Origin of the sequence: Nonomuraea sp. GTA35, assembly GCF_041950525.1 — a bacterium.
GTDB lineage: Bacteria > Actinomycetota > Actinomycetes > Streptosporangiales > Streptosporangiaceae > Nonomuraea.
This window is the reverse complement of record NZ_JBGNUV010000005.1, coordinates 340,376-362,364: the sequence shown is the minus strand read 5'-3', so window position 1 is coordinate 362,364 and position 21,989 is coordinate 340,376. Positions and strand designations below refer to the sequence as shown.

General features: G+C 71.8%; 15 protein-coding genes. 6 read left to right on the top strand and 9 right to left on the bottom strand.

Going from position 1 to position 21,989, the window contains the following annotated elements; genetic code table 11:
* The first annotated feature begins 1,060 nt into the window (after positions 1–1,060).
* From ACBJ32_RS24905 to holA, 3 genes are all read left to right on the top strand, one after another.
* On the top strand, positions 1,061–1,669 hold the full coding sequence (locus tag ACBJ32_RS24905) for a helix-hairpin-helix domain-containing protein (RefSeq protein WP_375128741.1): 609 nt from the start codon (positions 1,061–1,063) through the stop codon (positions 1,667–1,669).
* A complete protein-coding gene (locus ACBJ32_RS24900; RefSeq protein WP_375128740.1) occupies positions 1,666–4,476 on the top strand; it encodes a ComEC/Rec2 family competence protein in 2,811 nt (936 codons plus the stop codon). The genes ACBJ32_RS24905 and ACBJ32_RS24900 overlap by 4 nt, the downstream gene beginning before the upstream one ends.
* Positions 4,477–4,851: 375 nt before the next feature.
* Complete coding sequence (gene holA, locus ACBJ32_RS24895; RefSeq protein WP_357870507.1) at positions 4,852–5,823, top strand: DNA polymerase III subunit delta; 972 nt, start codon at positions 4,852–4,854, stop codon at positions 5,821–5,823.
* A 433-nt stretch (positions 5,824–6,256) separates the two neighbouring features.
* Here the strand turns inward: holA and ACBJ32_RS24890 are convergent, their stop codons facing one another.
* Positions 6,257–6,742, bottom strand: a complete 486-nt coding sequence (locus tag ACBJ32_RS24890) for a MarR family winged helix-turn-helix transcriptional regulator (protein ID WP_375128739.1) — start codon at positions 6,740–6,742, stop codon at positions 6,257–6,259.
* Positions 6,743–6,809: 67 nt separating this feature from the next.
* Here ACBJ32_RS24890 and ACBJ32_RS24885 point away from each other — a divergent pair, with 67 nt between their 5' ends.
* The gene (locus tag ACBJ32_RS24885) at positions 6,810–8,372 is read left to right on the top strand and encodes an MFS transporter (RefSeq protein WP_375128738.1); all 1,563 of its coding nucleotides are present in this window, start codon (positions 6,810–6,812) and stop codon (positions 8,370–8,372) included.
* A gap of 96 nt (positions 8,373–8,468) precedes the next feature.
* Here ACBJ32_RS24885 and ACBJ32_RS24880 read toward each other — a convergent pair whose 3' ends face one another.
* The 6 genes from ACBJ32_RS24880 to ACBJ32_RS24855 form a co-directional block, all read right to left on the bottom strand.
* Positions 8,469–9,161 carry an ABC transporter ATP-binding protein gene (locus ACBJ32_RS24880; protein ID WP_375128737.1) on the bottom strand — a complete coding sequence of 231 codons (693 nt, stop codon included), beginning with the start codon at positions 9,159–9,161 and terminating at the stop codon, positions 8,469–8,471.
* Positions 9,154–10,074 carry an ABC transporter ATP-binding protein gene (locus ACBJ32_RS24875; RefSeq protein ID WP_375128736.1) on the bottom strand — a complete coding sequence of 307 codons (921 nt, stop codon included), beginning with the start codon at positions 10,072–10,074 and terminating at the stop codon, positions 9,154–9,156. Before ACBJ32_RS24875 ends, ACBJ32_RS24880 begins: the two co-directional genes overlap by 8 nt.
* Positions 10,071–12,647 (bottom strand): FtsX-like permease family protein, encoded by a 2,577-nt coding sequence (locus ACBJ32_RS24870; RefSeq protein ID WP_375128735.1) that lies wholly within the window; start codon positions 12,645–12,647, stop codon positions 10,071–10,073. The genes ACBJ32_RS24875 and ACBJ32_RS24870 overlap by 4 nt, the downstream gene beginning before the upstream one ends.
* Positions 12,644–15,697, bottom strand: coding sequence for an FtsX-like permease family protein (locus ACBJ32_RS24865; protein WP_375128734.1), 3,054 nt, complete (start codon positions 15,695–15,697; stop codon positions 12,644–12,646). The genes ACBJ32_RS24870 and ACBJ32_RS24865 overlap by 4 nt, the downstream gene beginning before the upstream one ends.
* 180 nt (positions 15,698–15,877) lie before the next feature.
* Positions 15,878–16,150: a 30S ribosomal protein S20 gene (gene rpsT / locus ACBJ32_RS24860; protein WP_225272675.1), complete on the bottom strand. Its 273-nt coding sequence runs from the start codon at positions 16,148–16,150 to the stop codon at positions 15,878–15,880.
* Between the two features lie 109 nt (positions 16,151–16,259).
* The gene (locus ACBJ32_RS24855; protein ID WP_375128733.1) at positions 16,260–17,246 is read right to left on the bottom strand and encodes a hypothetical protein; all 987 of its coding nucleotides are present in this window, start codon (positions 17,244–17,246) and stop codon (positions 16,260–16,262) included.
* A 56-nt stretch (positions 17,247–17,302) separates the two neighbouring features.
* On the opposite strand from ACBJ32_RS24855, the gene lepA reads away from it, so the two are divergent.
* The gene (lepA, locus tag ACBJ32_RS24850) at positions 17,303–19,132 is read left to right on the top strand and encodes a translation elongation factor 4 (protein ID WP_375128732.1); all 1,830 of its coding nucleotides are present in this window, start codon (positions 17,303–17,305) and stop codon (positions 19,130–19,132) included.
* Positions 19,133–19,172: 40 nt separating this feature from the next.
* Positions 19,173–19,664 carry a GNAT family N-acetyltransferase gene (locus ACBJ32_RS24845; RefSeq protein WP_375128731.1) on the top strand — a complete coding sequence of 164 codons (492 nt, stop codon included), beginning with the start codon at positions 19,173–19,175 and terminating at the stop codon, positions 19,662–19,664.
* Positions 19,665–19,697: 33 nt separating this feature from the next.
* Here ACBJ32_RS24845 and ACBJ32_RS24840 read toward each other — a convergent pair whose 3' ends face one another.
* A complete protein-coding gene (locus ACBJ32_RS24840; RefSeq protein WP_375128730.1) occupies positions 19,698–21,308 on the bottom strand; it encodes a DUF6297 family protein in 1,611 nt (536 codons plus the stop codon).
* Complete coding sequence (gene ccmA / locus ACBJ32_RS24835; RefSeq protein WP_375128729.1) at positions 21,305–21,928, bottom strand: heme ABC exporter ATP-binding protein CcmA; 624 nt, start codon at positions 21,926–21,928, stop codon at positions 21,305–21,307. Before ccmA ends, ACBJ32_RS24840 begins: the two co-directional genes overlap by 4 nt.
* Positions 21,929–21,989 lie beyond the last annotated feature (61 nt).

Here is a 21,989-nt window from a genome sequence, read left to right as displayed (position 1 = left end):
CCACCCACCGGGATCCCGTCTCTCCCTCCCCGGCCACCCACCGGGATCCCGTCTCTCCCTCCCCGGCCACCCACCGGGATCCCGTCTCTCCCTCCCCGGCCACCCAACGGATCAGCTCCTCCTTGCACAGCCGCCCACCCGGATCCGTCTCTCCCTCCACAGCCGCCCACCCCGCTTCCCTCCTCCATCAACAGTCACCCACCCGGATTCGCTCCTCCTTCCCTCTCCATCCACCCCGCTTCCTCCTCCATCCACAGAACCCCGCTCGGTCCCTGGCGGGGATGGCCTGAGCCGTACATTCTTCGCCGTGCGAACCCCCGACCCCACGGCAGAGCGCGCCATAGCCGAGTCCCGGCTACGGTCGATCACCACCCCTGCCCGCCGCCCCCGCCGCCTCCTCGGCCGCCCTCCGTGGGGCACGGGAGCCGCCACGGTTCACGCATCGAAGCGCCGCCCCAGCTCGCCGCAGGAGACACAGGGACGCGCACAGGCGGCCTTCACCCCGTTCGGGCCACCACGTCACGAGGATGCTTCCTGGGACGGTGCTGCGATCGCCGAGCATGCCGGTGGCGACGTCGATGAGCCATCACTGCGCCATCCCGTACCAGGGCACCCGCTACCGGTCGAGCGCTCGCCAGCCGAGAGTGCGCCGGCCGACCTTTCGCCGGCCGAGCGTTCGCCGGCCAGGCGGTCGCCAGGCACGCGTTCGCGGGCCGAGCCTTCGCCGGCCGAGCGGCCGTTGGGCGAGCCGTTGTCGGGCGAGTGGACGTTTGGGGAGCGGTTGTCAGGCACGCAGCAGGCGATCGGTCAGAGACCATCAGGCGAGAGGCCATTGACAGACGACTCGTCGGCCCAGCGGTGGCCAAACACGCCGTCGCCCAGTCCCACCGCCTCTGCTCCCGTCCCCGCCTCTGCGTCTGCCTCTCCCCGTGTACCCGTCGCCGTCTCTGCCTTCGTCCCCGCCCCTGGCCCTGCCCCTGCCCCTCCGCCGGCCTCGTTGCCGTTGCCCGCCTCCCTGCCCGCCTCCCTGCCTGCCCCTCTCCAAGCACTACGCAAAGCCGTGGCCACCCAGGGCCAGGCGGCCCTCGATCCAGGCAAGCCCGGCCTACGCGTCCTCCTCGCCGTGGGCGTCCTGGCAACAGCCGTGGCGATCTTCTTCGTCTGGCAGTCGAAGCCTTCACCACAGCCCCTGCCGCCACCCACGCCGATGAGCCCGACCGCACCCACGCCCCCATCGACCGTCGCGGCCAAGGTCACCGTCCACGTCACTGGCAAGATCCGCAAACCCGGCGTCTACCGGCTCCCCACGGGCGCCCGGGTGACGGACGCGGTGACAGCCGCAGGAGGGGTGTCCCGCAGCGCCTCCACAGGCTCACTCAACCTGGCCCGACGCCTGATCGACGGCGAGCAGATAGTGGTGGGCGCCACCCCCGGCCAGGCACCCTTGCCCGGTCTTCCGGCCACCGACCCCGCCGCCACGATCCTGGACCTCAACTCCGCCACCACCGACCAGCTGGAGCAGCTTCCGGGCGTGGGAGAGGTCCTGGCAGCCCGCATCGCCGAGTTCCGCACGAGCCACGGCGGCTTCACCACCATCGAGCAGCTCCGCGAAGTCACAGGCATCGGCCCGAGAAAGTTCGAGGAAATCAAGCCAAAGGTCCGGGTATGACTGCGCAGGCCAGTGGCTCAAGGCCTGACGCTGCTCAGGAACACCAGCACACCGACAGGCGGGCGCATGCTTGGCCCCTCGCCCTTCCGGCCCTGGCGGCGTGGGCGAGCGCCCTGATCCTCCTGGCATGCTCACCCTTCACCGGACTGGTCGTCGCCACCACCGCGGCCCTTGGCGCCGCCGCCACAGCCTGGCTCACGAGAACAGCCGCGACGTCCCGCCAACGATCACGCCCAACTCGGCCCCCCACACCACCTTCCACGTCCCTACCCATCCAGTCGCCCACACCAGGTTCCGAGCCCGCTCACGCCGAGCCGCCCGCGCCACGCTCCGCGTCTCATCCCACCCCGCCATCCGCGCCACCCTGCGCGCCCGGTCCAAGTCAGCCCCCGGAGCAAAGGGCCGAACCCGCCCGCAGCACCACCGCACGCACGGGATGGCACCACGCCGAACGCACAGGGCGCGCCGGACATGCCGGATACATCGGATGGCGCAACATCCTGCTGGCCACGCTCATCTGCACAGCAGCGGCCTCGGCCTCAACGGCCCTCCGTATCCACGCCCTGACATCCGGCCCGACAGCGGACCTGGCCGACAAGAACGCCTCCATCACCGCCCACATCACCCTGACCGGCGACCCGAAGCGCAGACCCAACAGAAACGCCCGCTTCGCCCATGAAAACTATGTAATTTCCGCAGACCTCAAGCTCATCCAAACCCCCACAACCAGACAAGCCGTCAACGTCCCCATCACGGTCTTCGCCACAGGTCAGGCCTGGGCCGCCCTCCTGCCCACCCAGGACGTAGAGGTCACCGGCCGCCTGGCAAGACCGACCTCCGGCACCCTGGAAGCGGCAATCCTGCTCGTCCGAAGCCCACCGCGCGTCCTGACACCCCCATCCGGCCTCCACGCAGCGGCAGGCGCGCTCAGATCAGGCCTCCGATCCGCCGCCGACGTCCTCCCTCCCGACCAGCGCGGTCTCCTCCCGGGCCTCGTCGTGGGCGACGTCTCCCGCATGGACCCCCAGGTGACCTCCGACCTCAGGGAAGCAGGTCTGAGCCACCTGAACGCCGTTTCAGGCGCCAATCTGGCGATCGTCGCAGGCGCGGCGCTCGCTCTCTCCCGCCTGATCGGTCTCTCCCTCCCCATGAGGGCGGGTTTCGCCGCCGTGGCGATGCTCGCGTTCGCGGTGGTCGCCCGGCCGTCCCCGAGCGTGCTCCGCGCTCTCCTCATGGGCCTCGCCGCCGCCATCGCCATGGGTACGGGCCGCTCGAAGGACGGCTTCGCGGCGCTGTCGGCCACCGTCCTCTTCCTGGTCCTGTTCGTCCCGGACCTGGCCCGTTCGTACGGCTTCGCCCTCTCGGTCACGGCCACCGCCGGCATCCTCATCCTCGCCCCGCACTGGCGAGACAAGTTGTCGGGCACAAAACAGGACAACGCCCTCCCAGAAGAACCCGCGCCGCAAGGGCATGCGCCCGGCCCCGAGCAAGGCCGCCTACCCGGACAGGGGGACGACCACATCCCCGGCCGTGAGCGAGATGGCGGAAACCCCAGGCTCAGCGATCGGCTTCCCCGTTGCCGGCTTCCTCGCTGGCTGGCTGAGGCCGTGGCCGTGCCGGCGGCTGCTCAGGTGGCCGTGACTCCTGTCCTGGTGTTGATGGCGGGCCAGCTGACGCCCGTGGCGGTGGTCGCAAACCTGCTCGTCGCGCCGGCGGTGGCGCCCGCGACCCTGCTCGGTTTCGGCGCCGCGCTGGTGTCGCCCGTGTGGCCGGACGCCGCCGGACTGCTGGTGATCCCCGCAGGGTACGCGGTCGGCTGGATCATCATGGTCGCGCGCTGGGCGGTCGGCCTGCCGTTCGCCACCGTGCCTTGGCCTGCCGGTCTGCCCGGGCTCGGCCTGCTCCTGCTGACGGTGATCGTGGCGATCCCCGTCCTGAGGCACCGCGCCTGGCGCGCCATCGCGCTGACGGCCGCCGCAGCCGCCCTGGCGACGGTCCTGGTGATCCGGCCCATCGTCGGCCCGTGGCCGCCCAAAGGATGGCTGATGGTGATGTGCGACGTGGGCCAGGGCGATGGCCTCGTCCTCTCGGCCGGGCAGGGACGGGGAGTCGTGGTCGACGCAGGACCGGACCCGGTCGCCATGGACCGATGCCTGCGCAGAGTCGGCGTCGAGGACGTGCCGTTGCTCGTCCTCACCCATCCCCACGCCGATCACGTGGACGGCCTGCCAGGCGTCCTCAGGAACCGGCGGGTCGGGGCAGCGGTCGTCAGCCCACACCGGCCCGGCTCGCGCTCCGGAGCGAGGATCTCGGCCACGCTGGCGCGCCACCGGATACCCGAATGGACGGCTCCGCCGGGCACCCGCTGGCGCTTCGGCCCATCAGAGCTGACCGTACTGGCTCCGGATCCCGCCGATGATGAGATGAACGGGCGGAGCGAGGGCAGCGCGATCAACAATTCGAGCGTGGTCCTGCACGTACGCTGGCGCTCCGGCTCGATCCTGCTGGGGGGCGACCTGGAAACGGAGGCGCAGGACGACCTGCTGCACCGGCTCCCCGTACGAGCTGACCTCCTCAAAACGCCGCACCACGGATCGAACAGGCAGTCGCCCGCCTTCCTGGCTTCACTCGGGGCACGAGCGGCGCTGATCAGCGTGGGAGCCGACAACGACTACGGCCATCCCGCCACGTCCACGCTGGCCCTCCTCCGCAGCCTCGGGCTCACCGTCTACCGGACGGACCAGTCAGGAGACCTCGCGGTCATCGAACGTGAAGGAGGCATGGTGGTGGTTCCGCGCGGACCCTGACCACGGGAACCCATGGTCGTCGTCGTGCCTTGTGCGCAGGTGCCGACGAACGCCATCGCCGATGTCGGCGTTCTGCAGGGAGGAGACAGGGCTGTAGGCGGGCGACGAGGGCTGGAGGGAGGGGGACGAGGGCTGCAGAGCATGAAGACTGGGGCTGGAGAGGGCGAGAAGCAGGCTGTAGTGGAGGAGGAGCGGGCTGCGGGACGAGGAGGGGGCTGGTGAGGGCGAGGAAGAGGCTGTGGGACGAGGAGGGGGCTGATGGGCGAGGAGCGGGCTGCAGGACGTGGAGGGGGCTGGTGAGGGTGAGGAGGAGGGCGGAGGGGAGTCAGAACGTTGAGTACCAGGTTGTCGGCGGCGCATGGCATGCTGCCTGACATGGCGGGAACCGATCCAGCACCTGTGACCTTGGTTGTCGGCGACGAGGAGCTGCTGGTTGAGCGGGCGGTGAGTGGTGTCGTGGCGGCGGCGCGGGCTGCCGATGCCAGCGCCGAGGTGCACGACCTCCTCGGCAGCAAGGTCACCACTGGTGAGCTCACGCAGCTGACCTCGCCGTCGCTCTTCGGGGATCGTTCCGTCGTGGTGATCAGGTCCGCCCAGGATCTGGCCAAAGAGGTCATCACCGAGATCGTGACCTATGCCAAGCAGCCCTCGGAGGACACCGTGATGGTCCTGGCGCATCCGGGTGGGGTGAAGGGGAAAGCGCTGGTCGACGGGGTGAAGAAGGCCGGAGCCAAGGTGATCACGGTCAACAAGGTCACCAAGGCAGGGGAGCGGCTGGACTTCATCAAGGGGGAGTTCAAGCGGACCGGGCGGAACATCTCCGGCGACGCGGCGCAGGCGTTGCTCGACGCCGTGGGGAACGATCTTCGTGAGCTGGCTGCCGCGTGTAGCCAGCTGGCGTTCGACACCGAGGACAAGACGATCAGTGCGGCTGCGGTGGCCCGGTATCACAAGGGACGGGCGGAGGTCACCGGCTTCAACGTCGCCGACTCGGCCGTCGAGGGGCGGCTGGCGGAGGCTCTGGAGCAGTTGCGGTGGGCGCTCGGCACGGGGGTTGCGCCGGTGCTGCTGGTAAGTGCGCTGGCCGGTGGGCTGCGGTCGCTTGCCAAGGTCGGCAGCGCGCCGCGCAACCTGCGTGGTGGGCAGTTGGCCAGTCACGTCGGCATGCCGCCGTGGAAGGTGGATCGGGTGAAGCGCCAGCTCAACGGGTGGGGGCCGGAAGGGCTCGCGAGGGCGATCCAGGCTGTGGCCAGTGCGGACGAGCAGGTCAAGGGTGGGGGAGCAGACCCGGCGTACGCGCTGGAGCACACGGTGCAGGTCATCGTGGCCAGCCGCACCGGACGGTAGCCCGTGCCGGTTTCGGGCGGTGGCCCGGGCCCGTTCCGGGCGGTGGCCCATGCCGGTTTCGGGCGGTGGCCCGTGCCCGTTCCGGGTGGTCTCCCCGTTCCGGGCGGTCGCCACAGCCTGAAACGGTGGCGGTTCAGGACGCGCCTCGATTGAGCACGTGGTTGCGCTCAGGGTGGTGGTTCGGGCCCGTTCCGGGCGGTAGCACAGCCGGAACGGTGGCAGCTTGAGCCCGTTTTGGTCGCATGCGTGGTGGCATTCAGGGTGGTGGTTCCGGGCGGAAGCACTGTCCTGGACGGGGTGGCTCGTGCCTGTCGCCGGTGGAGTGCGGTGTCCGTTGCGGTTGGAACGCGGTTGCGTGGTGGTGGTGGAGTGCGCGGTTTCGTCCGAATGGGGGACCGGGGCAGGTGCCTGGCATGCCGGTTGCCGGTAGGGGTCAGTGAGTGGCTTCTGCCTTGAGGAGGAGTTGTTTGAGCAGGGCGTCCAGCAGGTCCTGATCCGCTGGGTTCAGGGCGTTGACCATGGACGCCTCCACCTCGGCGCGGATGGCCATCGCCTCGAACCACAGGTTCTTGCCCTTCGAGGTGAGTTCGACGTCCACCCGGCGGCGATCCTCGGTGCTGCGGACCCGGCGCACCAGCCCCGTGCGCTCCAGCGTGTCCAGGCGCCCCGTCATGCCGGCCGGTGAGAGCAGCAGGTCCGCTGCCAGTTCCGACGGCGTCGCCGATCCGCCGCGCGCCACCAGGCGGTGCAGCGTCTCGAACTCGTAGTCCTGCATGCCGACCTCCGCCAGAGCCGCCTCCTTCGTGTGGGACAGGTGCTTCACGAGGAACTGCATCCGCGTCACGATGGCCTCCACCCGCTCGTCGAAGGGCGCCTTGCCGCGCCAGCGGGCCAGATGGCGATCGACCGAGTCCTCCATGCCACGGATCATACGCCAGCAAGTATTTTGTTGACGAAACATTCGTCAGCGAAATATTGTCTCGGCCATGATGCATCGGCTTCTGATCGGACGCTGTCTGTCAGCCCTGGCCACGGCCCTCATCCCCACGACACTCACGCTGGCGGTCCTGCGGGCCGGCGGCGACGGCGGGGAGCTGGGGATCGTGTTGGCGAGCGAGCTGATCCCGATGCTGGTGCTGTTGCCCGTCGGCGGGGTGATGGCCGACCGGGTCAGGCCGGGACGGCTCGCCCTGGCCGCCGATCTGGTCCGATGCCTGTCGCAGGCGGCCATCGCCGTCGAGCTCCTGCTGGGGCTGAACCGTCTGATCGATCTTGCCTTCCTGTCGGCGGTGGCGGGGGCGGCCATCGCGTTCGGCAGCCCGGCCGTGCCGAGGCTGGTGATCGCGGTGGTGCCCGGTCCGGACCGGTTGCGGATGAACGCGCGCATCGGCGTGGTGACGAGCCTGTCCAGCGTCGCGGCCCCGGCCATCGCCGGAACGGTCACCGTGGCCGCCGGCCCCGGGTGGGCGGCGGGGCTCACGGCGGTGTTGTTCGCCTGCTCGGCGTTGACCCTGGGGGGAATCCGAACGTCACCCGCCGTCTCGGGGAAGGCCGGCGTGGTGGGGAAGGCCGGCGTGGCTGGTAAGGCTGGCGTGGCGGGGAAGGCCGACCCGGCTGGTAAGGCTGGCGTGACGCAGGAGGCCGGGCTCGCGAGGACGATCGAGGGTCAAAGGTCTGCTGGGGCGGTGACGAGGGAGGGCCAAGGCTCTGCCGGGGCGGTGACGAGGAAGGGGCAGGGGCCTGCTGGGGTTCTGCGGGGAATCGGGGTTCGCAGGTCGGCCGGGGTTCCGGGGGCGCCCAGTGGTCGAGAGCCTGAGCCGGTCCCTGACAGGAGCCGGACGAGCGGACCGAGGCGAGGCGAACGGCGCGGGGCTTGGGCGTCGTTCCAGGAGGACCTCGTACGGGGATGGCGGGAGATCAGGGTACGGCCCTGGTTCCTGGCGTGCGTGCTCGGCCACGGCGTCTGGCACTTCGTGGCCGGGTTGTTCCTGACGCTCGCCCCCGTGACCGCCGTACACCAGCTGGGTGGCGAGACCGGCTGGATGGTGATCGTGCAGAGCGGGACCGTGGGGATGGTGCTGGGCGTGTTCGCCGCCCCCAGGTTGCCGATCCGGCGCCCGCTGGCGGTGGTGCAGGCCAGTGCCGCGAGCTACCTGCTGCCCATGGTGGCCCTGGCCGTTCCCGCGCCCGTCGCCGTGCTGGCGGGGGCGTACTTCGTGGCGATGTTCGGGCTGGGGCTGCTCAGCCCGCTGTGGGAGACGGTGGTGGCGGAGGAGGTTCCTGAGGGGGCTCTGGGGCGGGTGCGGTCGTTCGACCAGCTGATCTCGTTCGCGTCGCGGCCGTTCGGGCTGGCGGTGGCCGCGCCGCTGGCGGGGATGACGGGGGTGACGGCGCTGGCGGTGACGGGCGGTGTGCTGGTCGCCGCCGCCAACCTCGTGGCGATCGTCTGGCAGCCACGTGGCCGGCGCCACCACGGCCAGGAGCCCGGTTCGGCGGAGCCAAGCCAGGCCGGAGCCAAGCCAGGCCGGGGCGAGCGCAGGGCGCCATGAGACGGACCATCAGGTGAGCATGTCCGCGCCGCGCTCCACCAGGTCAGCGTGTCCGCGCCGCGCTCCACCAGGTCAGCGTGGCCCCGCCGCACACCCCTACGTGAGCGCGGCCTCCCGCACCACCCCATCGCTGATCTCCAGCACCCGGTCCGCCAGCGTCATCAGGCTCGGATCGTGCGTGGCCACCAGCGCCGTCACCCCCTCACTCCGTACGAGCGCCCGCAGCAGCTCCATGATCTGCCGTCCCGTCTGCGAGTCGAGCTGCCCCGTGGGCTCGTCGGCCACCAGCAGCCGGGGCCGGTTGGCCAGGGCCCTGGCGATGGCGACCCGCTGCCGCTGCCCCCCGGACAGCTCGTACGGCCGCTGGTTGACGTGCTGCTCCAGCCCCACGAGCGCGAGCAGCATCCGTACGCGAGACTCCCGCTCCTCCACCGGCGTCCGCAGCAGCCGCATGGGCACCCCCACGTTCTCCGCCGCCGACAGCACGGGGATCAGCCCGAACGACTGGAACACGAACCCGATCACGTCCCTGCGCACGGCCAGCAGCCCGTCCTCGGACAGGGAGGTGATCTCGCGCCCGTCCACCACCACCCGCCCGGCGTCCGGTTTGTCGAGGCCGCCGATCTGGTTGAGCAGGGTCGTCTTGCCCGAGCCGGACCGGCCGCGGATCGCGACCAGCTCCCCGGGCAGCACGGAGAACGACACGTCCCGCAGCGCCACGACCTCCTTGGGCCCGGTCCGGTAGACCTTGCGCAGCCCTTCCACCACGACCAGGGGCGAGTCAGTCATTCGAGGGCTCCTCTCGGGCGGGCCACACGCCGATGTGGTCGGATTCGAGCTCCAGGCGCACCCGGCGTTCCATGTCGAGGGCGTTCATGAAGTCGCGTGGCAGCTGCAGGCGCCCCACCCGGTCGAGCACGGCGTACTCCTCGGCGATGATCTGCCCCTCGGCGCCCTCCCGCCGCAGCGTCTCGCTGCTGGTACGCCCGTCGCGGATGCCCACCGTCCGGTCCACCTGCTCCGACACCAGCGGGTCGTGCGTCACGATGACCACGGTCACGCCCAGCTCCCTGTTGGCCTTGCGCAGCGCGTCGAACACCTGCTCCGACGTCTCGCTGTCCAGCTCGCCCGTCGGCTCGTCGGCCAGGATGAGCTGCGGGGAGTTGGCGAGGGCGACGGCGATGGCCACGCGCTGCTGCTCGCCGCCGGACATCTCGGGCGTCCTGCGGTTGGCGCAGGAGGCGACGCCGAGCAGCTCCAGCAGCTCCAGGGCCCGCCCCTTGCGCGCGGAGCCCGCCAGCTTCATCGGCAGCTCGACGTTCTCCCGAGCGGTCAGGTACGGCAGCAGGTTCCGCGCCGTCTGCTGCCAGATGAACCCGACCACGGACCGCCGGTACCGCAGCCGGTCCTTGGCGTTCATCGACAGCAGGTCCATCCCGGCCACCCTGGCCACGCCGGCGGTCGGCACGTCCAGCCCGGACAGCACGTTGAGCAGCGTCGACTTGCCTGAGCCCGACGCCCCGACGATGGCGACCAGCTCGCCCTTGTCGATCACCAGGTCCAGGCCCTGCAGGGCGACGACCTCGACGCCTTCGGTCTTGTAGATGCGGACGAGGTTGTCGCAGACGATGTGCGCGTCGCCGCCGAACGCGGCGGCCGGCCGCCTGGCCTTGGCTTCCAGCTCTGACAGGGTCGGGTTCATGGGAGGTCTCCCACTCGGAGTACGGCGCCGAGGCTGCGGCGCCGGCTGATGGCGGTGTGCGCGTACGCGCCGAGCACGGCGACGACGGCCAGCCCGGCCGCCAGCGCGCTGGGCAGGAACAGGTCCAGCGAGTAGTCGCCCACGGGCAGGTCGCCCGCGTACGACGACAGGTCCACGCCGGGCCCGAGCGCGGCGGGCAGGCCGAGGCCCAGGCCGAGCCCGATCAGCGCGGTGACGACGATCATGGGCAGGATCTCCAGCACGGTCAGGCGCTGCGCCTGCCGCTCCGACAGGCCGAGCGTGCGCAGGAACGACACCGCCCGCGCCCGCTCGGCGGCCCCGATGACCAGCGACAGGACGACGGCGATCAGCGCGTACGCCGCCAGCGCGACCGTCACGACCACGAGCGTCCAGCGCACCGTGCTCGTCAGCGGATCGTCCTGGATGGCCCGCAGAGCGCTCTCCTGAGAGGTGACGACGGCCGACGGGACCAGCCGCGCCAGGTCGGAGAGCGCGGCATCCCCCTGGATCAGCAGCGTGTTCACCGCGGGCCGGACCTGCACGCCGATGGGCACGACCAGGAACTTGCCCTGGGTGTGGAAGCCGGGCACCGACTCGATCACGCCGCGCGTGGCCAGCTTCACCCGCGACTGCCACCCGATCTCGAACGTGCCCCGCCCGCGCAGCTCGGGCGAGACGAGCGCGCCGTCGGTCAGCGGCGGCAGGCCGACGGGGGCGTCGCCGAGGATCTGCCGCCACTGGGCCACGTCCACGGCGATGGCCTCGGCCCGCTCCGCGCCGTACCCGACCTGCACCCGTCCCGTCTGGGCGAGCACCACCCGCTCGACCCCGGGCAGGCCGCGCACCCGCTCGATCACCCCTGCGGGGATCTCGCTCTCCGAGGTGATCCTGATCGGCGCGCCCACCTGCTGCCAGGACGCCGTCCGCTGCGTGGTCGCGATGCCGTCGGAGACCACCGCCGCGAACACCGACACGCCCAGTGCGGGCAGCAGGATCAGCACCGGCAGCAGGCTGCCGGAACGCGCCCTGGCCGCCCTGGTCAACCCCAGGAACGGCACCGCCGCCCGGCCGCGCGAGGCCAGCCGGACGAACAGCCGCAGCGGGTACGGGTAGCAGCGCAACGTGATCAGCGCCGCCGCCACGGTCAGCGCGATCGGCACCACGAGCAGGAACGGGTCCTGCCCGCCCGACGCGCTCAGCCCGCGGGCCCGCAGCAGGTACGCCCCCGCCAGCGCGAGCACCACGACCAGCACCTCCAGCGTGATCCGCTTGGCGGAGGGCCGGGCGGTGGCCACGTCGTCCCGCGAGCCGTGCAGCGGCGTGCGGTGCACGAGCGCCGGCCGCACGGCGGCGAACCCGGCGGCCACGACCACCACGATCGCCGGCCCGGCGTGCACGATCGGCAGCGCCGGCCCGGTCACGAGGAAGGACAGCGCGTACCCGAGCAGCGCCGCGGGCGCCACCGCCAGCCCGGTCAAGGCCGCGGCCGTGCCCGCCACCTGAGGCAGCGACCCGCCGCGCGCCCGCGCCAGGGTCAGCGTGTGGTCCAGCTTGTCGGCCAGGAGCTGCACGGCCAGCACGATCACGCCGAGCGCGACCACCAGCAGCCCGCCGAGCACCAGGTACATCACGGTCTGCGCGGTGGACAGCGCGGCCAGGAAGTCGCCGAGCAGCTTGGGCAGCGCCGTCTCGACGCGGTACGGGCTGCCGGTGGTCTGCAGCCCCACGACCCGGTCGAACTCGGCGACCGCCGCCCGCAGCTCGGGCACGTCCAGGGCACTGGCGGCCCGCGCGTCGAGGGGCAGGATCCAGCGGTAGGACAGGTTGCGCCCCTCGCCGCTGAGCGCGGTCAGCCCGGCGTCGGACATCAGCGTGGTGATGTGCTTGACGTGGTCCTTGCCGCCGGGCGGCTGCTGCTCGATGACGTGGAGGATGTCGGAGTTGTGCGACCAGTAGCGGTCGCCGGGGTCCTTGGCCCGGAAGACGCCGACGATCTTCACGGCGGCGTAGTCGTTCTCGCCGAGGGTGATCGTCTGGCCCAGCTTCAGGCCCATTTCGGCCAGGGCCTCCTCGACGACCCCCACCTCGAAGACGGGGATCGTCTCACCTTCGTGGCGGCTCGTGGCGGGTGCGCCGGGCGCCCGTCCCGCGACCCAGTCCACGCGCCGGTCGGCGTCGGAGAGCCAGCCCAGGTTGACGTACGCCCCGCCGCTGGTTCCGGTGATCGGCGTGAGCGAGGTCTTGGCGCTCATGTGGCCGGCGCCGGTGGTCAGCGGGCGCAGCCCGGCGGGCAGGATCTCGCGCCAGAGGCGGTCGCGGGAGTCGAACTGGGCGCGTTCGCGCAGGTCCTCGCCCTGCCCGTGGGACTCCACGGTCACCGTCAGGTCGGTCTGCACGGCCGGGGCGGTGGTCAGCGCGCGGCGCAGGGCCTCGTCGTACGAGGCCTGCATCCCCCTCGGCAGGCCCGCGACCAGCAGGCACGCGCTCAACGTGAGCACGAAGAGCACGGCCACCGTGCCCAGGTGCACCCGGGCGAGCAGCCAGATCCTCACTGTTCCTCCCGAAGGCCGTGCCCCTGACGGCGCACGTTGCGCGCCAGCCCGGCGACGATCGCGAACAGCAACGCCGCCACCAGCGCCAGCATCAGACCGGTGGCCGCCCACGGGATGTCGAGCACCACACCCGGCGTGACGGCGGCGGCCTGGCCGGTCAGCACGATGTGCGGCACCACCAGCACGCCGACGACGACCGCCAGCCCGGTGCCCGCCGCCAGCGACAGCCCCACCACGAACGCCTGCTCCACGGCCAGCATCCCGAGCACCTGCCTGGAGCTCACCCCGAGCGCCCTCAGGATCGCGAACTCCGCCAGCCGCTCCCGCGCCGCGACCGTCGCGTTGACCAGGAACCCGAGCGCCGCGAACACCAGCGCCGCCATGAACCCCAGCATCAGGGCCCCCTGCAGCCCGCTGGCCAGCGGGTCGTCGCGCAGCGTGGCGGCCAGCGTCCGCTGGTCGAGCGCGGTGACGTCCCACTCGGGATGGCCGCCGAGCGCGGCCACGGCGGCGGTGGTGTCGCCGGCGGCCAGCCACCACTCGGTGGCGGGCCGGGGGAGCCGCGCCGCGGCCAGCTCGTGCGCCTGCATGGTCGCCCAGTCGACGAGCACGGCCTGCTGCCCGGCCGCGGTCGTCGGCATCGTCTCCACCACGCCGACGACCTTGACCGGCATGACCCGGCGGTCGATGGACGCCTTCCCGGTCTGCCCGACGCCCAGCTTGAGCGAGGCTGCCAGGTCGGTGGTGAGCACCACGGGCATCGGGCCCGGCTCGGGCCGCCGTACGAAGGGGGCCATCACGTCCCCGCTGACGCTCATCGTGAGCGGGGGCGCCGGCACCTGCTGCCCGTCGGCGGTGACGGCTTCGAGCGTCAGGCTCGCGGGGCTGTCCTGGGCGCCGGCGACCAAGCCGAGCAGCGACACCGGGTACGTGATCGTCCCGCTCCGTCCTGCCAGCGCGCCAAGGTCCACTTCGATCCGGTTCGTCCCCTGCTTGAGCATGCCGAGCGACACGTCACGCCAGACGCCGAGCCCGTCGGACAGCACCAGCCGCAGCGGCAGGTCCGCGCTCGCCTCGGCGGTCAGGGCCAGCCTGGCCGGCCGTCCAGGCAGGGCCAGTCCGGCCGCCCGGTCGCCGGCCAGCGCCCGCGACAGCTCGCCGACGCTCTGCGCCGACAGGTCGGGACGCAGGTGGAACAGCTCGCCCAGCTTGCCCGCGTCCAGCGCGAGCAGCATCGCGTTCTCGCCGCCCACGTCGGTCTGCCCGCGGAATCCGGGCGAGGCCGCGGTGACGCCCGGCAGCGCGGCGAACGCCGTGCCGCGGCCGAGCGCCCCCAGTTCGGGGCCCTCCGCGGGGCCTGACAGCCGCAGGTCGGCCCCTGCCTGGTGGCGGGCCTGGTCGAGCTGCGACGAGCGCCAGGTCGAGGCGGTGGCCAGGGAGACGATGCCGATCGCGATCGCCATCGTGAGCAGCAGCGCGGGCCCGGCGTACTTGAGCGGCCGCCTGCTCACCTGCCACGCCCCGAGCGCGGGGGCGAGCGCGGGGCGCCTGGAGGTCACCCGCTCGGCCAGCCGCGACAGGCGCGGCACCAGCCGCAGCCCCAGCATGCCGCCCGTGAGCAGGGCCAGCGCGGGCCCGGAGATGATCAGCGGGTCGATGCCCAGCCCGCCGGCCGCCGTCACGGTCACGGGCGCGCCGTAGCGCTGGAGCTGCCAGATGGCCAGCCCGGCCACGACCAGCAGTGCCAGGTCCGCGCCCGCCCGCTCGATCAGGCCGCGCCCGCCCCCGCGCCCGCGCGCCGACTGCTCCTCCACGTACGTGCGCCGCGCGCCCGCCAGCGCGGGCAGCACCAGCAGCACGGCCGAGGCCAGCGCCACCCCGAACGAGACGAGGAACGTCCCCGCGTCCGCCACCGGCGACAGCCGCACCCCCGAGGCCCTGATCCAGGGCAATTGGTTGACCAGCGCGAGCAGCGGCGGCCCCAGGAACGGCGCCACGACCGCGCACGGCAGCGCCACCAGCAGCGCCTCGCCGCCCGCCAGCGCCGCCAGCCGCATCGTGCCCGCGCCGCGCGAGCGCAGCAGCGCCACCTCCATGCGCCGGTGGTCGGCCAGCAGCCGCGCGGTGAGCATCAGCGCGTACGCGGCCAGCAGCAGCAGTTGCAGCACCGGGATCAGCATGGTGGAGCGCGCCACCAGCGAGGCGGTGTCGAGCTGGGTGAGCATGCCGGGCAGGTGGCTCGTGGCCACGCAGCTCGCGCAGCCGCCCGCCTTCAGCCGCTCCTCCACCTGCGCGATCGCGCCGGCCAGCGGGCGCAGCTGCTCGGGGGTGAGCGCGCGCAGGTCGGGCACGGCGGTCCAGGTCGCGTTGACGTTCGTGGCGAAGCGGGCCAGGAAGGTCTCGCGGGGCACCATGAGCGGCCCGTACGTGGTGAAGTCGCCGCGCTCCACGCCCCTGCCGAGGAGGTGCTCGCCGGCCCAGCGCTCGCCGGACGGGTCGTTGAGCTGGAAGACGCCGGCCACGCGGACCCTGACCGGGCGGGGGTCGAGCCGCCCCCGCGTGGTGAACTCCTGCCCCGCCTCGAACCCGGCCGCCGAGGCCGCCGGCAGCGAGATCGCCACCTCGACCGGGTCGTTCCCGGGTTTCGGCCAGGCCCCGGAGACCAGCTTCGCGTGCCGGTCGAGCCCGTCGTAGCTGCCGAACCTGAGCAGCTCGGGCCGCTGCCGTGCCTCCTGGCCCGGCATGGCGTAGGAGTCGGAGCGGAAGCTGGTGGTGAGGGCCGGCTCGGCGGCGTAGGCGCGGGTGAGCTCGGCGCGTACGGACCGGTCGAACGCGGGGAACGTCTCGGCCGTCACGGGGGCGCTGATGGTGGCCGCGGTCTGCTCGTACGAGGCCGTCTCCATCGTCCGGCGGACACCGGCGTCGGCGATGGAGGAGGCGTACATGGTCAGCGCCACCAGCGTGGTGGTCGCCAGGAGGATCGAGCCCAGGGCGGCCAGGAGGAGCAGCGGCTCGCTGAACGCCCTCTTGACGACCAACGGCCCCCGCATGTGTCCCCCTTCACCCGTTTAGTGCACCTTCTGGCAGGTGAAGGAGCAGGAGCAAGGGATCTTTGCAACGGTGACGCACCCGATACGGGCGTGTGATATCGAAACTGTGACAAACCGCGGCAAAAAACAACGCCGCACCCCTTGGTGGAGGTGCGGCGTTTCGGGCAGCCGAATTGCGGCTTACTTGGCGCCGGCGAGTGCCGCGGCCTGCTTGGCGATCGCGGACTTGCGGTTGGCGGCCTGGTTCTTGTGGATGACGCCCTTGCTGACGGCCTTGTCGAGCTGACGGGCAGCGACCCGCTGCAGGGCCACGGCCTGCTCCACGTCGCCCTGCTCGGCGGCCTCGCGGAACTTACGGACAGCCGTCTTCAGCGAGGACTTGACTGCCTTGTTGCGCAGACGAGCCTTCTCGTTCTGCTTGTTGCGCTTGATCTGGGACTTGATGTTCGCCACGAAGAAGCCTCGGTGAAAGTCTGAAGTGATGGACGGGGCGCGCGGGCTCGAGAGAGGGCGCGCCACACGCAGTTGCTCAGGTTACCAATAACTCAGGCGGCTGCTCAAATCAACGCCACCGCGTCATGTACTCGCGCCAGTCCTCTTCGGTGGCTGCGAAGTCGACGTAGAGGGCCAGCCCGAACCGCTCGCGGCGGCCGTGGTCCGACAGCGCCAGCCTGGCGCCCTCGGCGGCCATCGCGACGCTCTCCGCCTGGTCCAGCCAGGGTACGCCGTGGTCGTGGTAGGCGGGGGCGCCGATGAACAGGGCCTTGGACTCCGGAACCAGGTCCAGGGCGAGCCGGGCCTGGCGGGCCACGTAACCGCCGTAGAGGGACTGTGAGGGGGTGAACGAGTCGTACGTCATGATCGCCACCTGGTCGACGCGGTCCACGACCTGGCGGAAGTAGCCCTCGGACCAGTACTTGTCGTGGCCCAGGAGGGCCCTGGCGGTCAGGCGCATGCCCAGGTACGGCTCGATCTGCGGGACGGAGGTGGACAGCAGCTTCGTGTGCTGCCGCGTCCTGTCCAGGAGGTCGAGGAACTCGGTGTCGCCGTCGCCGATGGGTTCGAAGTTGTAGTGGATGCCGTCGTAGCCCTGCTTCATGATGGCGGCGACGCCGGCCAGGACGTTCTCGCGGGAGCGGGGGGCGTCGAGGTCGAGGCCGTTCTTGACGGCCTGGCCGAGCCAGGCGGAGATGCGGACGTCGGGCAGGTGCTTTCGCATCCATTGCACGAACTTTCCGGCGTTGGGGTATTTAGCGGGGTTCAGGCGGCCGTCCCACTCGAAGGGACCGGAGTGGACGTACACGTCCTTGATGCCTGTGGTACGCAGCCGTAACGCGAGCTTCTCGACGTCCTGCTCCGTACGGCGGCCGTCCACCCAGGCGTGGCCCAGCCACAAGGCGTCGTTGCCGGTGCTCTTCGCCCAGGCCGCCGGGGCACCGGTAAACTGGATCCGGAGCGCCGCGGCGAGGAGGCCGCCCAGCGCGACCACGATGGCCAAGGCAAGCGCGAGCAGGCGCAGGCCGCGGCGGATGACGGTTCGGGCAATCACCCGGGCATGTCACCATAGAAGACTGCTTGACCTCAACCCTGTCGAAACGGACTTCGGTGCGCACTCAGCCTGGCCAGACCGACCCCGCGTTGATCCGCAACTTCTGCATCATCGCGCACATCGACCATGGCAAGTCGACCCTTGCCGACCGGATGCTGCAGATCACCGGCGTGGTCGACGACCGCTCCATGCGTGCCCAGTACCTCGACAGGATGGACATCGAGCGCGAGCGCGGCATCACGATCAAGTCGCAGGCCGTGCGGCTGCCGTGGGCCGGCCACGTGCTCAACATGATCGACACCCCCGGGCACGTCGACTTCACCTACGAGGTGTCCCGGTCGCTGCAGGCGTGCGAGGGCGCGATCCTGCTGGTCGACGCGGCCCAGGGCATCGAGGCGCAGACGCTGGCCAACCTCTACCTGGCCATGAACGCCGACCTGAACATCATCCCCGTCCTCAACAAGATCGACCTGCCGGCGGCGCAGCCGGAGAAGTTCGCCGAGGAGCTGGCGGGGCTGATCGGCTGCGACCCGTCCGACGTGCTCAAGGTGTCGGGCAAGACCGGCGAGGGCGTGCGCGAGCTGCTCGACCACGTCGTGCAGACGATCCCGGCCCCCGTGGGCAACGCCGACGCCGCCGCCCGCGCGCTGATCTTCGACTCCGTCTACGACACCTACCGCGGTGTGGTCACCTACGTCCGAGTCGTGGACGGCCACCTCGGCAAGCGCGAGCGCATCCTCATGATGTCCACCAACGCCACGCACGAGACGCTGGAGATCGGCGTCATCTCGCCCGAGCCGAAGATCTCCGACCTGGGCCTGGGCGTCGGCGAGGTGGGCTACCTCATCACCGGCGTGAAGGACGTGCGCCAGTCGCGGGTGGGTGACACGGTCACCTCGGCGGCCAAGGGCGCCCAGGAGATGCTGGCCGGCTACGAGCACCCGAAGCCCATGGTGTTCTCGGGGCTCTACCCGATCGACGGCGACGAGTATCCGGAGCTGCGCGAGGCGCTCGACAAGCTGCAGCTCAACGACGCCGCGCTGGTCTACGAGCCGGAGACCTCGGCGGCGCTCGGGTTCGGGTTCCGCGTCGGCTTCCTCGGCCTGCTGCACATGGAGATCGTGCGGGAGCGGCTGGAACGCGAGTTCGGGCTGTCGCTGATCTCCACGGCGCCCAACGTGGTCTACCGCGTGATCATGGAGGACGGCAAGGAGCTGACCGTCACCAACCCGTCGGAGTTCCCCACCGGCGGCAAGATCGCGCAGGTCTTCGAGCCGGTGACGAAGTCCACGATCCTGGCGCCGGCCGAGTTCATCGGCGCGATCATGGAGATCTGCCAGGGGCGGCGCGGCCAGCTCCAGGGCATGGACTACCTGTCGGAGGACCGGGTCGAGATCCGCTACACGCTGCCGCTCGGCGAGATCATCTTCGACTTCTTCGACCAGCTCAAGTCCCGCACCCGCGGCTACGCCTCGCTCGACTACGAGCCGGCGGGCGAGCAGGAGGCCGAGCTGGTCAAGGTCGACATCCTGCTGCAGGGCGAGGCGGTCGACGCCTTCAGCGCCATCGTGCACAAGGACAAGGCCTACGGCTACGGCGTCGACATGGCCAAGAAGCTGCGCGAGCTGATCCCCAGGCAGCAGTTCGAGGTGCCGATCCAGGCCGCCATCGGCGCCAGGGTCATCGCCCGCGAGAACATCCGCGCCATCCGCAAGGACGTGCTGGCCAAGTGCTACGGCGGTGACATCTCCCGCAAGCGGAAGCTGCTGGAGAAGCAGAAGGAAGGCAAGAAGCGGATGAAGATGGTCGGCCGGGTCGAGGTGCCGCAGGAGGCCTTCGTCGCCGCGCTGTCCACGGACTCCAGCGCCGACAAGACCAAGAAGTAGCCGCTTTTCCGGGGCGGGGGCGCCTGAATACCCTGAAAGCATGGAAGTGGTGCGGACGGCGCGATTGGTCCTATCTCGGGTGATGCCCGACGATCTGGACGCCGTGCACGAGATCCATGCCGATCCGCGCACCAGCGTTTACCACCCCGGCGGCCCCGTCACCGACCTGGAGGCCAGCCGGGCCATGCTCGACCTGTGGCTGGCCGACTGGGACGAACGCGGGCTCGGCTACTGGGCCGCGCGCCTGCCGGGCCACCCGCGCGTCCTCGGCTTCGGCGGCCTGCGCCACGCGGTCGTGGACGAAGCCGAGGTGCTGAACCTGTACTACCGCTTCCGGCCGTCGGCGTGGGGCCACGGGTACGCGGTCGAGCTCGCCCGGGCGGCGCTGCGGGTGGGCAAGGGGCTGGGGACCGTGGTCGCCGTGATCAGGGATGTCAACCTGCCGTCGCACCGGGTGGCGGAGCGGGCCGGGATGCGCAAGGACCGGACGATCCCGTACGGCGGGCTGCCCAGCGACGTCTACGTCGCCTGACCGGGAGTGATGGCGCCGCTGAGGCTTTGCCGGTCACCGCACCTTGCCGCCTGAACGGGACCGCCAGACGAACCCCGCCAGCACCACCCCGCTCACCACTCCCTGCGCCACCAGGAAGGGGGCCAGGGCCGTGGGCTGGGAGACCAGCGCGACGGCGGCGGGGAGGCAGCCGAGCAGGGCCAGGTCCGGGCCGGTGGCCGCCCAGAAGAGCGGGCCGGTCGGGACGGCGCCGGCCGGGGTGTCGATGACCGGCATGGAGTGATCGACGGGAGCGCGCCCGGCCATCCGCAGGGCTGCGGCGGCCAGCGCGGGCGCGGCCAGCGGCCCGAACAACCACCACACCTCACCGAACCCGCCTGCCACGCCACCAGCGTCAGCGAGCCCGGCCATCGCGCCACCCTCAGCCGTGCTGACGATTGCGGCACCGTCGGCTGTGCTGGCCATCGCGTCACCTTGGGCCATCGCGCCGCCGACGGCCAGGCCGGTGAAGGCCAGGGCCGTCCACGCGCCGGCCAGCAGTCCCGGCAGGACCGCGCGGGCCGCCAGCGCCTTCCGCCGGCTCACCCCGATGAGCCGGGCCAGGGCGGGGTTGTCGGCGTCCCTGCGCGCTCCTGACGTGCTGATGGAGGCCACGGCCAGCGCACCTCCCAGCACGGCCACGCCGAGGGCCGTCGGAGAACCTCCGGCCTGGGCCAGGACGGCGGGCAGCGCGGCCGTCGCCGTCACGCCCACCAGCCGCCCGCGCCGGCGGGCCAGCCGCCGCCAGTCCTGCCAGGCCAGCGCGAACGGCGCCGGCAACGACGGCCAGCGCCGGGAGGGGAGCTTCCTGGCCCGCCAGTGGTTGTCCTCGGCGATCCAGGTGAGCGCGCCGGGGTCGAGGGACGTGGCCGCGCCCGCCACGTGGCCGGCCCGGGTGGAGGAGGCCACGAGTACGCGGGTGGGGATGCGTTCGAGCGAGACCCACGCCTGCCGTACGAGCAGGCCGGAGACGACGGCGGCACCGGAGACGGCGGCCGCGAGAGCGGGCAGGGGAGCGCTCGCCGCGATGGCCAGCACCGTACGGAGCTGCCCGGTCACCGCCACCGCCGCCAGCACGAGCAGCATGGCCACCGCACCGGTCAGCCACAACCGCCACGACGTGGACGCCTGCCCCAGCACGGCCAGCGCCATCCCGCCCACGGCCGCGGCCACACCCACGACCATCGCGCCCAGCACCCGCCACACGAGCTGGTCCGGCGCGCCCAGCACGGCGAGCAACCCCACCCCGAGCACCATCCCCGCGACCACCGCGACGCCGAGCAGCAGGCGCGCCGCACGGCCGAGCACGTGCCGCCGGTTCAGCGGGGAGAGCAGCAGCCAGGAGGCGTCGGCGCCGGGCAGCAGAACGGGCCCGGCGTTACGGGCCGCGGCCAGGAACCCGGCCAGGCCCAGCGCGAGCAGCGCCACCCCCGCCCCCATGCGCGCGGGCTCGCCGGGCACGGCCAGGCCGGCGAGCACGTCGGACAGGGGCTTGCCCGTCACGGCGATGAGCATGGCCAGGCAGAAGACGGAGACGTAACGGTCCATCACGCCGGCGGGGGTCCGCCCGCGCGACCGCAGGTACGCCCGCACCGTACGGACGCCGGCTCCCGACGACCCGGTCATGCGGCCAGCCCTGACGGGGCGACCTGGCGGCCGATCGTGGCCAGGCCCTGGTCGTGGGTGGCCATGACGACGGTGCCGCCCTCGTCGGCGTACTCGTCGAGCAGGTCCGCGAGGTCGGCGCGGAAGTCCTTGTCCAGGCCGCGTTCCGGCTCGTCCAGGAGGAGCAGCGTGCTCGGCCGCAGCAGGGTGGCGGCCAGGGAGAGGCGCTGGCGCTGGCCCGTGGACAGGTTCAGCGGCGGCGCGTCCGCCCGCTCCTGCAGCGCGAACAGCTCCAGCGCCGCGTCCACCGTCATCCTGGCCCGGGCGTGTACGGCTCCCATCAGCTCCAGATGCTCGCGTGCCGTGAGGCCCGGGTACCAGGCGGGCTCGTCGCCCAGCAGCGCCACACGGCCCCAGAACGCGGCGTCGTCGGCCGGGGGCTTCCCGAACACGCGTACCTCGCCGGAGGTGACGGGCTGCAGACCGGCCAGGCAGCGCAGCAGGGTGGACTTCCCCGAGCCGTTCGGGCCGACCACGGCCACGATCTCACCCGGCGCCACGGTCAGGTCCAGGTCGCGGAGCACCGGGTTGCCGCCCAGCTCCACGGTGAGGGTTTCAACACTGATGATCGAGTCGTACACCGTTCGAGCGTAGCCACAGCCACCCGTGAACGCGTATCCGCCGAGCGCCGATTTCGGCCCG